This is a genomic window from Winogradskyella sp. A3E31, assembly GCF_046720935.1.
Lineage (GTDB): Bacteria > Bacteroidota > Bacteroidia > Flavobacteriales > Flavobacteriaceae > Winogradskyella.
Window position 1 is genome coordinate 109,252 of record NZ_JBHNWH010000007.1, and the last position, 14,425, is coordinate 123,676.

General features: G+C 35.6%; 15 protein-coding genes. 9 read left to right on the plus strand and 6 right to left on the minus strand.

The features are described 5' to 3' along the window. Nucleotides 1-55: 55 nt before the first annotated feature. From ACFEMA_RS10135 to ACFEMA_RS10175, 9 genes are all read left to right on the plus strand, one after another. Nucleotides 56-1,900, plus strand: a complete 1,845-nt coding sequence (locus ACFEMA_RS10135) for a hypothetical protein (protein WP_411768080.1) — start codon at nt 56-58, stop codon at nt 1,898-1,900. Nucleotides 1,901-1,903: 3 nt separating this feature from the next. Then, nucleotides 1,904-2,806 carry an SDR family oxidoreductase gene (locus ACFEMA_RS10140; protein WP_411768081.1) on the plus strand — a complete coding sequence of 301 codons (903 nt, stop codon included), beginning with the start codon at nt 1,904-1,906 and terminating at the stop codon, nt 2,804-2,806. Nucleotides 2,807-2,912: 106 nt separating this feature from the next. After that, nucleotides 2,913-3,680 carry a ParA family protein gene (locus ACFEMA_RS10145; protein WP_411768082.1) on the plus strand — a complete coding sequence of 256 codons (768 nt, stop codon included), beginning with the start codon at nt 2,913-2,915 and terminating at the stop codon, nt 3,678-3,680. Then, on the plus strand, nt 3,680-4,582 hold the full coding sequence (locus tag ACFEMA_RS10150; protein ID WP_411768083.1) for a ParB/RepB/Spo0J family partition protein: 903 nt from the start codon (nt 3,680-3,682) through the stop codon (nt 4,580-4,582). The genes ACFEMA_RS10145 and ACFEMA_RS10150 overlap by 1 nt, the downstream gene beginning before the upstream one ends. Beyond that, the gene (locus tag ACFEMA_RS10155) at nt 4,572-5,174 is read left to right on the plus strand and encodes a DUF5683 domain-containing protein (RefSeq protein WP_411768084.1); all 603 of its coding nucleotides are present in this window, start codon (nt 4,572-4,574) and stop codon (nt 5,172-5,174) included. Before ACFEMA_RS10150 ends, ACFEMA_RS10155 begins: the two co-directional genes overlap by 11 nt. A gap of 1 nt (nt 5,175) precedes the next feature. Next, nucleotides 5,176-5,877 carry a 4-hydroxy-tetrahydrodipicolinate reductase gene (gene dapB / locus ACFEMA_RS10160; protein ID WP_411768085.1) on the plus strand — a complete coding sequence of 234 codons (702 nt, stop codon included), beginning with the start codon at nt 5,176-5,178 and terminating at the stop codon, nt 5,875-5,877. A gap of 83 nt (nt 5,878-5,960) precedes the next feature. Further along, a complete protein-coding gene (gene lepB / locus ACFEMA_RS10165) occupies nt 5,961-7,580 on the plus strand; it encodes a signal peptidase I (protein WP_411768086.1) in 1,620 nt (539 codons plus the stop codon). A 7-nt stretch (nt 7,581-7,587) separates the two neighbouring features. Beyond that, nucleotides 7,588-8,208 carry a WbqC family protein gene (locus ACFEMA_RS10170; RefSeq protein WP_411768087.1) on the plus strand — a complete coding sequence of 207 codons (621 nt, stop codon included), beginning with the start codon at nt 7,588-7,590 and terminating at the stop codon, nt 8,206-8,208. Further along, complete coding sequence (locus tag ACFEMA_RS10175; protein ID WP_411768088.1) at nt 8,208-8,516, plus strand: DUF6122 family protein; 309 nt, start codon at nt 8,208-8,210, stop codon at nt 8,514-8,516. The genes ACFEMA_RS10170 and ACFEMA_RS10175 overlap by 1 nt, the downstream gene beginning before the upstream one ends. Nucleotides 8,517-8,681: 165 nt before the next feature. Here ACFEMA_RS10175 and ACFEMA_RS10180 read toward each other — a convergent pair whose 3' ends face one another. The 6 genes from ACFEMA_RS10180 to ribH form a co-directional block, all read right to left on the minus strand. After that, the gene (locus tag ACFEMA_RS10180) at nt 8,682-9,701 is read right to left on the minus strand and encodes an endonuclease/exonuclease/phosphatase family protein (RefSeq protein ID WP_411768089.1); all 1,020 of its coding nucleotides are present in this window, start codon (nt 9,699-9,701) and stop codon (nt 8,682-8,684) included. After that, complete coding sequence (locus ACFEMA_RS10185; protein ID WP_411768090.1) at nt 9,701-10,582, minus strand: rhomboid family intramembrane serine protease; 882 nt, start codon at nt 10,580-10,582, stop codon at nt 9,701-9,703. The genes ACFEMA_RS10180 and ACFEMA_RS10185 overlap by 1 nt, the downstream gene beginning before the upstream one ends. Beyond that, nucleotides 10,583-11,404, minus strand: a complete 822-nt coding sequence (locus tag ACFEMA_RS10190; RefSeq protein WP_411768091.1) for a rhomboid family intramembrane serine protease — start codon at nt 11,402-11,404, stop codon at nt 10,583-10,585. It abuts the gene before it with no gap. Nucleotides 11,405-11,410: 6 nt separating this feature from the next. Then, the gene (gene mutL, locus ACFEMA_RS10195) at nt 11,411-13,270 is read right to left on the minus strand and encodes a DNA mismatch repair endonuclease MutL (RefSeq protein WP_411768092.1); all 1,860 of its coding nucleotides are present in this window, start codon (nt 13,268-13,270) and stop codon (nt 11,411-11,413) included. Beyond that, nucleotides 13,270-13,575 carry a hypothetical protein gene (locus ACFEMA_RS10200; RefSeq protein ID WP_411768093.1) on the minus strand — a complete coding sequence of 102 codons (306 nt, stop codon included), beginning with the start codon at nt 13,573-13,575 and terminating at the stop codon, nt 13,270-13,272. Before ACFEMA_RS10200 ends, mutL begins: the two co-directional genes overlap by 1 nt. Before the next feature lie 366 nt (nt 13,576-13,941). Then, a complete protein-coding gene (gene ribH / locus ACFEMA_RS10205) occupies nt 13,942-14,424 on the minus strand; it encodes a 6,7-dimethyl-8-ribityllumazine synthase (RefSeq protein WP_411768094.1) in 483 nt (160 codons plus the stop codon). Nucleotide 14,425: the final 1 nt, after the last annotated feature.

Genomic DNA, 14,425 nt, shown 5'->3' on the forward strand with positions numbered 1-14,425 from the left:
ATGCCAATTATTTTAACTATTTTAGAGCTTAACCAATTTTAATGAGCTTTAAAATATGAAATTAGAAAGCATCCTTGACAAATTAGGATCAATTGAAAAAAACTCCTTTATTAAAGTTATTGACAACATAATCAATAACAACCCAAAAAACTATAAGCAGATTGACAAAATCCTTGTATCATCCGACAAGGGATTAAAATCAGTGGATAATCAAAATATTGCCAAAATATTTGAGTTGACTTCTGATGAATTTCAAGAGTATGTGAAATGTGAATTTCAAGACATAACCTCTCAACTAGACATACTAATAGATATTATTATTAGAGATGGAAACTGCATCATGAAACAAGATTGGTTCTCTAGGTTATATGAAACAGAAATAAAAAATCTAAAAAATAAAATAAAAGCATTAAACTTAAGTTTTGAAAATCCAAAATCTGACTTAAGCAGTTTAAGGAAAAGAGATTACAAAATATACAGAAGTTGCCTTCATACGGCATATTATAACGATGTTGAAAATAATAGAGACTCAAAAATCACATCAGATGAACTTTCTATAATTCTAACTTTATCAAAACAACTGGGACTTTCTCAGGAGGAAGCCAAACTTATTAATTACTCTATTCTACCCATCAAAAAACTTGATATTCAAGAGGTCATTAAGAATTTAAAAAGTATTGGCGTTATTTTTTATTCCAATAAAGAAAACACAATATATGTTGCAGATGAAATGGTTCGTCTTTTACGTAAAGTCCGCAAAAAGGAGGTAGCTGAAAAATTCTACAGAAGAACTTTGAAACTGTTGAGAGCACCAATTATAAATAAAATATCAAGAGATCATAATATAGATAGGTCTTTATCACATTCTAAAAAAATTGAAGAGATAATCAAAGAAGGTGTTTCTTTTACCGACCTATTAATGGAAGAAATCCATAAGCCCGAAAGCACTTTAACTGAACGCAAGAGAACACTTAATGAATTATGTGAAAAAGGCTTAGGAATAAAAAACTTGAGGGGTAGTGTTTTAGACGAAAAAATTGAAAATTTAATAAAACATTTTGAGCATGTTGAAATTGATGAGAAAGTTGGGATTTCTATAGATGGTTTTGAAAAATTATTATCCGAACTAAATCAATCATTAGCTAAATTAAATAAAGAGATTAAATCTCAATTTGAGTTACAGGAAGAATTTGTTCTAATAGCTGATTATTTACTGGATTATAATATTAAACCAAGGGATATTTTAGATTTAATATCAAAAAGCGATCTAACAAAATTCATCAAAGATCACGGCATTAAACAAAGAGGTGATGATATATTAAATATTCTTGAACATTATAAAGACGTTGAAAATCTATATTTAGAAAATTACGAAAATGTTGCATACAGAAACCTAAACACCCTTAAGGACAATGGTATCGTTGTTAAAGAAAGTGAATTAGGTATAAAGTTTGAAGAGCTAACTAAAATAATTTTTAAAGGATTAGGTTTTAATGTAGATGATGATTTTAAAAATCGTTTGAACACCAGAAAGGATATAATGGATATCCTATTAGATTTAGGCAATGATGAAATAATTATTGTAGAGTGCAAAACTCAAAAAGAAAGAGGATATAACAAATTTAGCACCGTTTCAAGACAACTAAAATCATATCAAAACTTAGCTCTTAAAAATAATCTGAGAATAGTAAAAATTCTTCTGGTAGCACCTGAGTTTAGCGATGATTTTATTACAGATTGTGAAATGGATATTGAGATGAATATATCCTTGGTCACAGCTTCTACTCTTTCAAACATATTCAATGCTTTTAAAGACTCTAAGTTTGATGTTTTTCCACATGTTTTATTTCGAGACATAGTGCTTAATGAAAAAAGAATATTAAAAGCTTTAAGTAAATAGTTTATGAAAAATACCGATAGAATGCTCAGAGACGACGCCCTTAAAGGAAAGTCCATAGTCGTTACAGGTGGAGGCAGTGGCTTGGGAAAAGCCATGACCAAATACTTTTTAGAGTTGGGAGCTAATGTCGCAATCACATCACGAGACTTAGACAAACTTAAAAATACCGCAAAAGAACTCGAAGAGTCTACCCAGCAAACGGTTGGACAAGCTGCTGGTAAATGTTTGCCTTTGCAATGTGATGTTAGGGAATTTCATCAGGTTGAAGCCATGCGGGATGATGCCGTTAAGGCATTTGGTAAAATTGATGTGTTGCTTAATAATGCTGCTGGTAATTTTATTTCGCCAACAGAGCGCCTATCACCTAGAGCCTTTGATGTCATTATAGACATTGTTTTAAAAGGTACCAAAAACTGCATCCTGGCATTTGGAAAACATTGGATAGACACCAAACAGACCAACACCAACGTTCTCAATATCGTCACTACCTATTCCTGGACGGGTTCTGGCTATGTGGTACCAAGTGCTGCTGCCAAAGCAGGAGTCTTGGCTATGACACGGAGTTTGGCTGTAGAATGGGCAAAATACGGCATGCGCTTTAATGCTATTGCACCTGGCCCCTTCCCTACCAAAGGTGCTTGGGACCGGTTAATGCCTGGAGACCTTCAGGAGAAGTTTGACATGGCGAAAAAAGTGCCATTAAACCGTGTTGGAGAGCATCAAGAGTTAGCGAATCTCGCTGCCTATCTTGTATCAGATTTTTCAGCCTATGTTAATGGAGAGGTAATCACCATTGATGGTGGTGAATGGCTAAAAGGTGCCGGAGAATTTAATATGTTGTCTGACATTCCAGAATCGCTATGGGATCAGTTAGAACAAATGATTCGCGCCAAAAAGAATAAGTAATCCTATACTATTTCATGCGTGCTTTTGTTGACTGAATGTTAACAAATTCACTTTTATTCCCCATAAATAATCGTATTTTTAACCCTTTAAATAACCAAATCATTTAATGGGTAAAATTATTGCCATTGCAAACCAAAAAGGAGGGGTTGGCAAAACAACAACTTCTGTTAACCTAGCCGCTTCTCTCGGGGTGTTAGAGAAAAAAGTACTACTTATTGATGCTGATCCACAAGCCAATGCCAGTTCTGGTCTTGGTCTCGATGTAGAAGGTGTAGAAATAGGGTCTTATCAAGTTTTGGAACACACCGTTTCGGCCAAGGATGCTATTGTAGCTTCTAACGCTCCTAATGTTGATATTATCCCTGCCCATATTGATTTAGTGGCTATAGAAATTGAGCTTGTCGATAAGGATGAGCGTGAGTATATGCTCAAAAAAGCAATTACAGATCTAAAAAAAGATTACGATTATATCATTATAGATTGTGCGCCGTCTTTAGGTTTATTAACACTAAATGCCCTAACTGCTGCAGATTCGGTGATCATTCCTATTCAGTGCGAGTATTTTGCACTCGAAGGTTTAGGAAAACTGTTGAATACCATAAAAAGTGTTCAGAAAATCCATAATACCAATCTGGATATTGAAGGCATGCTATTGACCATGTTCGACTCTCGCCTTCGTTTATCTAATCAAGTGGTAGAAGAAGTTCAGAAACACTTTAGCGACATGGTCTTTGATACAATCATTCAACGAAATGTGCGTTTAGGAGAAGCCCCTAGTTATGGAGAAAGTATTATCAATTATGACGTGAGCAGTAAGGGAGCATCTAATTATTTGAGCCTGGCAAAAGAGCTCATTAAAAAGAACAGTAACTGATGGCAAAGGCAACAAAAAAACAGGCTTTGGGACGCGGACTTTCAGCATTGTTGAAAGACCCTGAAAATGATATTAAATCTGCTGAAGATAAAAACGCAGACAAAGTCGTCGGCAATATTGTGGAGCTGGATATTACGGATATTGAAATCAACCCTTTTCAACCAAGAACTAACTTTAATGAAGAAACCCTCCGTGAGTTGGCGTCGTCTATCCGAGAGCTTGGTGTAATTCAGCCCATAACGGTTCGTAAATTAGCATTTAATAAATACCAGCTCGTTTCTGGGGAACGCCGTTTTAGAGCATCTAAACTTATTGGAAACACTACGATTCCTGCCTACATCCGAATAGCCAATGACCAAGAATCTTTGGAAATGGCTTTAGTGGAAAATATTCAACGTCAGGATTTAGATCCTATCGAGATTGCATTATCCTACCAACGCTTAATTGATGAGATTCAATTAACGCAAGAGCAAATGAGTGAGCGTGTTGGTAAAAAGCGATCCACCATTGCCAATTATTTAAGATTATTAAAACTAGACCCCATTATCCAAACCGGAATGCGCGATGGTTTTATCTCGATGGGTCATGGTCGGGCAATGATCAATATTGAAAAACAAATAGATCAGCTTGAAGTTTACGAAAAGATAATCAGTAATAAATTGTCTGTTAGAGCTACAGAGGCTCTAGTGAGAAGTTTAACTGACGGCTCAACAAGTAGCACTAAAGCTACACCACCTGAAACTCCTAAATACATTAAGAAAGGAGTCAAAGAGTTTTCGCAATACTTTGGACATAAAATTGACGTTAAGGTAGGAAAGAATGACTCAGGTAAAATCAGTATCCCTTTTCATTCTGAAGAAGATTTTAATCGCATCCTAAAACTTATTAAGCGTGCTAAGTAAGCGAAATGGCATCACCTTTTTTTTATGTCTATTTTTAATTTCGGCATTTGCCCAAACTGAAAAAGACAGTACTGTTACGGATATCCCTGAGGGTTTTAAAGTCACAAACAATGCCGTGACTAAAAAAGAAATTGATCCTTTGGCTCCTTCAAAAGCCGCCTTTTATTCTGCTGTACTGCCCGGACTAGGACAAGCGTACAATAAAAAATACTGGAAAATACCCATCGTAATAGCAGGAATCACCGGAGGCATATTGGTCTACGATTTTAACACTAAACAATTAAACCGCTATAGAGATGCCTACAAAAGACGATTAGCAGGGTTTACAGATGATGAATTTTATGGGCCAGGAACTACGCCTCAAATTTCTGATGATGGATTGATTAGAGCCCAAAGGCAGTTTAGGCGAAATAAAGACATTTCATTATTAGTAACAATTGGCATCTATGCACTCAATATTATCGATGCCAATGTAGATGCACATTTATTACAATACAATGTCGATGAAAACTTGGCCATTAGACCGCACATACAATACAATGAAATGGAGAACTCATCAGACTTAGGACTGACCTTAAATTTTAAGTTTTAATATGAATATAGCACTACTCGGTTACGGCAAAATGGGAAAGATGATTGAGCAGATTGCCATTGATAGAGGACATAGTATTTCATTTAAGACCAATGACCCTTTTTCAGCTAATGATTTAGCTTCCTCAGACATTGCCATAGATTTTAGCTTACCAGATGCGGCAGTTTCAAATATTAAAAGTGCAATAGATGCTGGTATCCCAGTAATTTCAGGGACCACTGGTTGGTTAGATTCCTATGATGAGGCGGTCAACTATTGTAATTCTCACGATGGAGCGTTTATATATGCTTCAAATTTTAGCCTTGGAGTTAATATATTTTTTGAAGTCAACAACCTATTGGCAAAACTCATTGGCACGCATGAGGATTACAAAGCAGATATCGAAGAAATCCACCATACCCAGAAACTTGATGCGCCAAGTGGTACAGCCATAACTTTAGCAGAAGGTGTTATTGAAAATACAGAATACACAAAATGGACACTAGATGAACCAAAAGCTAAAGAGTTACAGATAGAAGCCAAACGCATTGAAAATGTACCAGGCACGCATGAGGTTAATTATAATTCTGAAGTGGACTCCATCTCAATAAAGCACACAGCTCATAATCGCAAGGGTTTTGCACTTGGTGCTGTTGTAGCTGCAGAATGGCTCATTGGAAAAAAAGGCGTGTTTACTATGAAAGATGTCTTAAACATTGGTTAATTTGTCAAAATTTTGAAACAAATTACAATAGTTTTATACTTACAAAATAATTAAGCAAGCTGACTTAAACTAAATATCAACTTATGACCTGGACACAATGGCTCATTTTTTTCTTAATCGTACAAGTTATACATGGACTTGGGACTTGGAAACTTTATATTAAAGCAGGCCGTCAAGCTTGGGAAGCCTTTATCCCAGTTTACAATGCCGTTATTCTAATGAAAATTATCAATAGACCATGGTATTGGACGCTTTTGATTTTTCTTCCCATTGTCAATCTCATAATGCTACCAGCGGTATGGGTAGAAACCGCAAGAAGTTTTGGTAAAAACTCAAACAAAGATACTGCCTTGGCCATTGTTACTTTAGGGTTTTATAATTATTACCTTAATTATTTCGCTGATGTCAATTACATTGAAAACAGAGAGTTAAAGCCTAAAACAGCATCTGGAGATTGGATTAGCTCTATACTTTTTGCTATTGTCGCTGCCACCATTGTGCACACCTATTTTTTTCAACCTTTTGTGATTCCTTCATCATCTTTGGAAAAATCCTTATTAGTCGGTGACTTTTTAATTGTCAGTAAAATCCATTATGGAGCACGAGTACCAATGACAACAGTTGCGGCACCGATGGTCCACGACACCATACCTGTGTTAAAAAAGAAGTCCTACCTATACAATGATAATTTTGAAAAACGAAACACCTCATGGGTCAACAAACTTCAACTCCCCTACTTAAGGTTACCTGGTTTTGAGGATATAGAACGTAATGATTATGTCGTTTTTGGTCAGCCGGCTGATACACTTCGGGACATGAATGACTTCAATCCTGATCGTAATTACTATAAACCCATTGATAAAAAGACAAATCTTGTTAAGCGTTGTGTTGGTATTCCTGGAGATACTTTAGAGATTAGAGATGGCCGAGTGTATATCGATGGAGAGATCAATGAATTACCAGATCGGGCTGAGCTGCAATTTGCTTATGAAGTAACTTTTAATCGTGAGATACAATCAGATGCTGATGTAAACCGTATTCTGAACGTGATGGAATTAGTCGATATAGATGATGCAATTAGCAGAGGCTTAACACCAGGTTCTTTCCGTGTAAATGCAGCCTCAGATAAAGCTATTGAAAAATTACGAGTTCATCCTGAAGTAGCTTCAATAAAAAGAGTACCTCAACAAAAAGATACGTACGGAAATATTTTTCCTAGAGATCCTAATTACTCTTGGAACACAGATCAATTTGGTCCAATTTATATACCAAAGGCAGGGACTTCCATTACTCTAACTGCTGAAAATCTTCCTATCTATAAGCGTCTTATTCAAGAGTACGAAGGCCATAAAGCCTATGCAAAAGGCAATCAAGTCTTTGTTGATGGTGAAGCGGTTGACTCTTATACCTTTAAAAAAGACTATTATTGGATGATGGGTGACAACCGAAATAATTCCATTGACTCTAGATACTGGGGCTTTGTTCCCTTTGACCATGTTATTGGTAAGCCTGTCTTTATTTGGATGAGTATTGATGGTATCAATGATGGCATTTCTAATTGGAGTTTCAGATGGGATAGGATTTTCACTACAGCAAGTGGTGAGGGCGAGCGTACCTCGTATTTTATTCCTTTTGTGTTGGTCATTCTGGGAATTTCGATATTTAATCGTTGGAGAAGACGAAGAAAAGCTAAATCTCAATAGTAAAGTCATGAAGGCATTGGTACACCCAACGTACATGCCAAACATTGGTCACTTTTCGGCCATGCTACAAGCAGAGAACCTTGTGTTTGAGGTTTGTGATAATTACCAAAAGCAAACCTATAGAAATCGATGTGCAATATATGGCCCGAATGGAAAGCTTGCCTTGACCGTTCCAGTTTCATATACTCAAAAAGACAGACAACTCTATAAAGATGTAAAAATCTACAATGCTGAAGATTGGCAAGGTCAGCATTTAAAATCTTTACAAACGGCTTACAACATGTCCCCGTTTTTTGAATTCTATGAAGATGAATTAATGCCTTTGTTCACTCAAAAGTATGACTTTATCTTAGATTACAATCTAAAGTGCCTAGAAGTCCTTTGCGAATGCCTTCAGGTTAATTTAGAATTCTCATTTTCAAAAAAATTTGAATTAAGACCTGAAAACACTATTGATTTTAGAGGTCTTGCAAATCCTAAAATCAAGACGGAGCTACAATTTGAAACTTACACTCAAGTATTTACTGAAAAGCATGGCTTTATTGAAAATCTAAGCATCTTAGACTTATTATTTAATGAAGGACCTAATTCAGTATCTTATTTAGAGCGCCAAAACCTGAATCTTTGATGGAGCGCACTCTAATTCATTATGGTATTCATTTTATATTACCTTTACTAGTCGCTTTGTTCTTTTTTAAAGACCAATGGCTAAAAGCGTATTTAATTATGCTCGCTGGATTATTTATAGACTTAGACCATCTTCTAGCTAATCCTATATTTGACCCCAATCGATGTAGCATTAATTTTCATCCGTTACACAGCTATTATGCAATGCCGCTATATGGTATTCTAACTCTATTCAGAAAAACAAGATGGATTGGTATTGGCTTGGTCATTCATATCATCGCTGACTTTGCAGATTGTGGGTTGATGTGAGTTTCAATTATATTAACGTCAGTTCGAGTAATTCGCATAAGCGAATTGTATCGAGATACTAGTGGTAGTTAAAATTCTACTTCTCGATATAAATTTTATTCATTCCCAATCATAAAATTCACTCGAAGTGACGAATTTAGCTAAAGCAGAAAACAAGTAGTGAAATTAATCAAGCTTCAACGTCGCTTTTATAGGGTAATGATCGGATAGTTTTACATCATAGGTTTTAAACCCATTCACCTTAAATTCAGGGTCTGCTAAAATAAAATCAATTCGCACAGGGAAGAATTTAAAATCGTATGTACGTCCAAATCCATTGCCAGCCTTTGCAAAAGCATCCTTAGCTTCACCTTTTATTTTTTTATGAATATAAGAATACACCGTGTTGTTAAAATCACCACTAATTATGGTTTTATACTTGCATTTTGCACGGTGGGCTAAGAATAATTCAGCCTGTTCTTGTTGCATTTTAAAGGTATTCCCAACTCGTTTTATTAGATTCTCGGAAGACTCCTTTGCCAGCTCACTAACTTCTGGATTGATTTTATTAGATTGTAAATGCAGGTTGTACACCCTAATGGTATCCACTCCTTTTAAAATATCGATATAAATAGCATTATTGGAGGTGTTTGGAAAAGTCACAGAACCAGAATTCACAATAGGAAATTTTGAAAAAATGGCTTGCCCACTTTTCACCTTACTTTTAGATAAATTTTCAAATACCTGATAGCCTTCAAGGTTAAAATCATCGCTTTTATGATACTCTTGTAGACATAAAACATCTGGGTTTTCTTGCTTTACGAATTCTAAAATATCGGATTTCACTGTTTTGCTTGGCAACCACTCAAATAAATTAAAGAGCCGTACATTGTAGTTCATAACTGTAAAGTTGGCATCGTCCGCTACAGATTTAGACCCTGTAAACTTATAGAGTGATAACACATGATTAAAACCAATTAGTAACACGACCAAGGATAACAATAATTGTTTTTTAGCCTTAAGCAACCAAAACAATAAAAACAAAAGGTTAAGGATTATGAACAGTGGCACAGCAAGACTCAAAACGGATAATAATGCAAAATTCTTAGGTGATGCATAGGGCAACAAGTAAGAACATAATAAAAGCAAAGCTGCCAAAGTATTGACAGCAAAGATGATTTTTTCAAAAAATCGTAAGCCTTTCATTAATCTTTACCTGCTTTAAACAAAAATTCTTTTTCTTTTGCCGTTAAACTATCGTAGCCACTCTTGCTTATTTTATCGAGTATGGCGTCAATTTGTTTTTGCTTATCTAACGTTTTAGAATCTGATTTAGTTTGCGATGCTGAACTTCTAGATTGTGACCTTGGCTTTTTATGTACCGTTTTTAGTTTCGATTTGGGTTTAAAAAGATTGGCGAAACTATCCGCTAATCTTTCAAATCCTTTACCTATATCAGTTCCTTTTTGCAATTGAACAGCATAAACGTAACCCAACAGATATCCTCCAAAGTGAGAGACATAACCTCCTTGATTAAAGCCCATCAACATCTTAAATAAATCATACCCTATAAATACCATGGCAATATGTTTCCATTTTACGGTAAACATGTTAAAAAGCCTAATTTCAGAATTTGGCATATAGGCCGCTACAAAAAGCAAAAGTGCACTTACGCCAGCAGATGCGCCAATAAGTATTCCTCGAGTACCGAAAAAATCAGTAGGCCACAAATTAGCAACCAGCAAATACGCTAAACCACCACAAATAATCCCCAAAAAATAAATATTGAGCACCATCTTTTGTCGAAATAGATTTATTGCCAATCGAGACAAATAATATAACAGTAACATATTGAAAATGATGTGCAAAAATCCACTATGTAAAAATCCATAAGTAATGATAGACCATGGCTGTACAATAAACTCAGATAGATCCGAAGGCAATTTAAAATAGCCCATGACATTACCTAACTTAAAAAGGCTAGTGAGCAAAAGGTCTATAATAAATACAATGGCATTGATGGCAATGATTTTACCAAAAGCATCGAGATTATTGAACTTAAATTTTAAATCGTCTAATAGTGCCATTTAATTCCAACGGTATTTGTTCATGTCATTTTTCTTCCAGTACCACATAATTAAAAAGCCAATAACCGCACCACCAACGTGAGCCATGTAAGCCGTATTGCTTGGACTAAAGAAAGATTGACCTGTTAGTGCAGAAATGATATCCAATAAAATGATTCCAGGGATAAAGTACTTAGCTTTAATCGGAATTGGTAAAAATATCAACATTAATTTGGCGTCTGGGTTCATCATCCCGAATGCCGCCAAAATCCCCATAATACAACCTGAGGCTCCAACCATAGCACTTCGTGTTATGGCATTCATATTAAATAATGCCCTAAACTGTTCTTGGTTGATATTTGTAGAATACCCATATTCATTTAGGATAGGCTGTAACCCTTGTCCCAATTTCTCTCCAACCAGATAATCACCTTGCCTAGTATCTATATTTAAAATTTTATCTAACATTTCGCCACTTAAATTCAGGTCAGCTATGACTTGCATTTCAGAATAAAAATCAACATAGTAATAACCCAATTGAAAGGCTAATGCCCCAAGACCAGCAGAAAAATAAATGAATAAGAATTTTTTGGTTCCTAGTCTTTGCTCTACTGGTGTTCCGAACATCCATAACGCAAACATATTAAAGAGTATATGTGCAGGACCGCCATGCATAAACATGTGTGTGATGATTTGCCAAGGCTGAAATAAATCATTCTTTGGAAAATACAGAGTGAACAGCTTGTTGAAGAGTTGTCCATCGCCTATAGCCATAGTTCCGATGAACATAATGACATTTATAATAATTAAATGCTTTACCGCATCTGTAATTCCTAATCTCATAATTGCTTACATAAATTTTTTCTCAATAGCACCAACTTCCAAAGTTATAAAAGTGCTTTTGTTTGAAGGTGTTACCGAAGGTTCTTTACAAGCAAATAAACTATTTAGTAAATGCTCTTGTTCTTCAGCGTTTAAACTCTGCCCCGTTTTAATGGCCAAACTTTTAGCCATGGATTTTGCCATTAAATCTGAAGCTGAAAAATTTTGATCGGGTACACCGTGCTCTACATCACTTATCAGCTGCTCTAAAACGATACTAACCTCACTTTCTGGCACACCAACAGGGACGCCAGTAATCACAACAGATTCATCTTTTATTTCAGAAAACAAAAATCCTGTGCTCTCTAAATCATCTTTAATCTGATTGATAATCTTTATATCAGATTTAGAAAAATGCAGGTGTAATGGAAATAACAACTGTTGGGTTGTAGCTTCCTTGATAGTCAGGTGCTTTAATAAATCTTCATATAAAATACGCTGGTGTGCTCTATTCTGGTCGATAACCAACATTCCAGATTTTATGGTAGTGACTATATATTTTTGGCGCAACTGAAAGGTTGTCTTTTCTGAAGCCACATCATTAGAAGTAAATATCTGCTTATCTACAGCATGACTTTCGAACGTCATTTCATCAAAATCTGACTGATCGATGGTTTCTTTTGATTCTAACCCCACATATAAACTTTCCCAATGCGCTGTTGGTGCTTTAGAAAACGCTGGTTGAGATTTCTGTGGTGTATGTTGCCCCTCCACATCATCTTTAAACGGATTAAAAGAACGGTCGACTTCTATCGTTGGCATTTTACCAGACTTGTCCTTGTAATTGTATGGTGTGTTTAAGCTAGAATGACTTTCGAAATCTAACACGGGTGCAATATTAAACTGACCCAGACTGTGTTTTACCGATGCCCGTAAAATAGCATATAATGTATGCTCATCATCAAACTTTATTTCAGTCTTTGTAGGATGAATATTGATATCAATGGTTTTAGGATCTACTTCCAAGTTCAGAAAATACGAAGGGTGATACCCATCTTTTAACAGCCCGTCAAAAGCTGCATTTATGGCATGATTCAAATAAGGACTTTTAATAAATCTATGGTTTACAAAAAAGAATTGCTCAGATTTGGTCTTTTTAGAATACTCTGGTTTGCCAACAAATCCTGTAACTTTTAAAACTTCCGTTTCTTCATTTACCGGTACCAACTTTTCATTGGTTTTAGAGCCAAAAATATTAACGACACGTTGTCTATAATTGCTTTCAGGCAAATTAAAAAGCTCGCTACCATTATGGTACATGGCAAAAGCAATATTAGGATGCGCTAAAGCTACGCGATGAAATTCGTCAGTGATATGCCGTAGCTCAACAGTATCGGACTTTAAAAAGTTACGACGTGCCGGAATATTAAAAAACAAATTCTTAACCGCAACAGAGGTTCCTTTCGGTGTTACAGCTACCTCTTGGGATTTAACGGCACTCCCTTCAATAATTATAGCCGTTCCTAGTTCGCTATCTGCTTCTTTAGTTTTTAATTCTACATGCGCAATTGCGGCAATACTTGCTAATGCTTCTCCTCTAAATCCTTTGGTATTTAATTGAAATAAGTCTTCTGCAGATTTTATTTTTGAAGTGGCATGTCGTTCAAAACTCAATCGTGCATCGGTAGTGCTCATACCCTTGCCATCATCAATAACCTGAACCAAAGTTTTACCGGCATCTTTGATGATGAGTTTTACCTCATTGGCATCAGCATCGATAGCATTTTCTAATAATTCTTTAACCACTGAGGCTGGACGTTGAACAACTTCACCTGCAGCTATTTGGTTGGCTACATGGTCGGGTAGTAATTGAATGATGTCTGACATTAGCTATTGGCGAAGAATATGGAGAGATCAAAATCTATGATGAACAGAAAAATGAGAACAAAAACAGCAATTAGAATTAAAATAGTTGAATTAAAACCGCTGTTGTTTCTGTTACGGGTATCTACTCTTCGCTGATACCATTGGCCTGAGAAATCGTTGTTATTGTACGATTCTGCATAAGCATCAAATTTTGAAGCATGTCCAGACTCATCAACTTCGGTTTTGCCCTTGTAATAACGTGGTGTATAATTAAACCTTTTATTTCTCGGTAATTTCTTTATTAATGTGAATTTTATTGGTCCCATAATATCAGCGTTTACATATATCCTTCGAGGATATAAATTAAAACAAAAATTGCAATCAGCATAATTAGCAATACTGGAAGCGAGGTAAAAATGCTTTTGCGTCTTTTAGACGAACTTCGTATAGCATACCACTTTTCTTCAAAGTCAGTTTTCGACGCTTTATCATTGCTATTATTAGCATCAGAATCCTGAAAACGAGGCTTATAATTGAAAGTTCTTTTTTTTCTCTTATTAAACAAAAGGCTTCTTTTTTAAAACTGACATATTTCAAAAGTACAGAAAATACAAGGAAATAGCCATTAAGGATTCCTTAAAATTATGAACAAAAAGCGAGCCAAAATAGTATGCTTTATTAAATGAGAAGTTCTATTTCTTGCGAATAGAAATCATTTTTATAGCCGCAATAGCGGCTTCAGTACCTTTATTACCATGTTTACCGCCAGAGCGATCAAGAGATTGCTGCATGTTATCGTCAGTAAGAACACAGAAAATTACAGGAGTGTCATGTAATACGTTAAGGTCTTTAATTCCTTGGGTAACACCGTCACATACAAAATCGAAATGTTTAGTCTCCCCTTTAATGACGGATCCTATGGCGATTATGGCATCAAAATTCTGCTGTTGCATTTTTTTGCAACCATAAATCAATTCAAAACTACCAGGAACATTCCAGCGTATAATATTTTCAGTTGTTGCTCCACAATCTAGTAATGCTGCTTCTGCTCCTTGGTACAATCCTTCCGTGATTTTAGGATTCCATTCTGAAACAACAATCCCAAATCGAAAGTCTTTCGCATTTGGGATTGTTGTTTTATCGTAGTCCGATAAATTATGGTTTGTGGTTGCCATA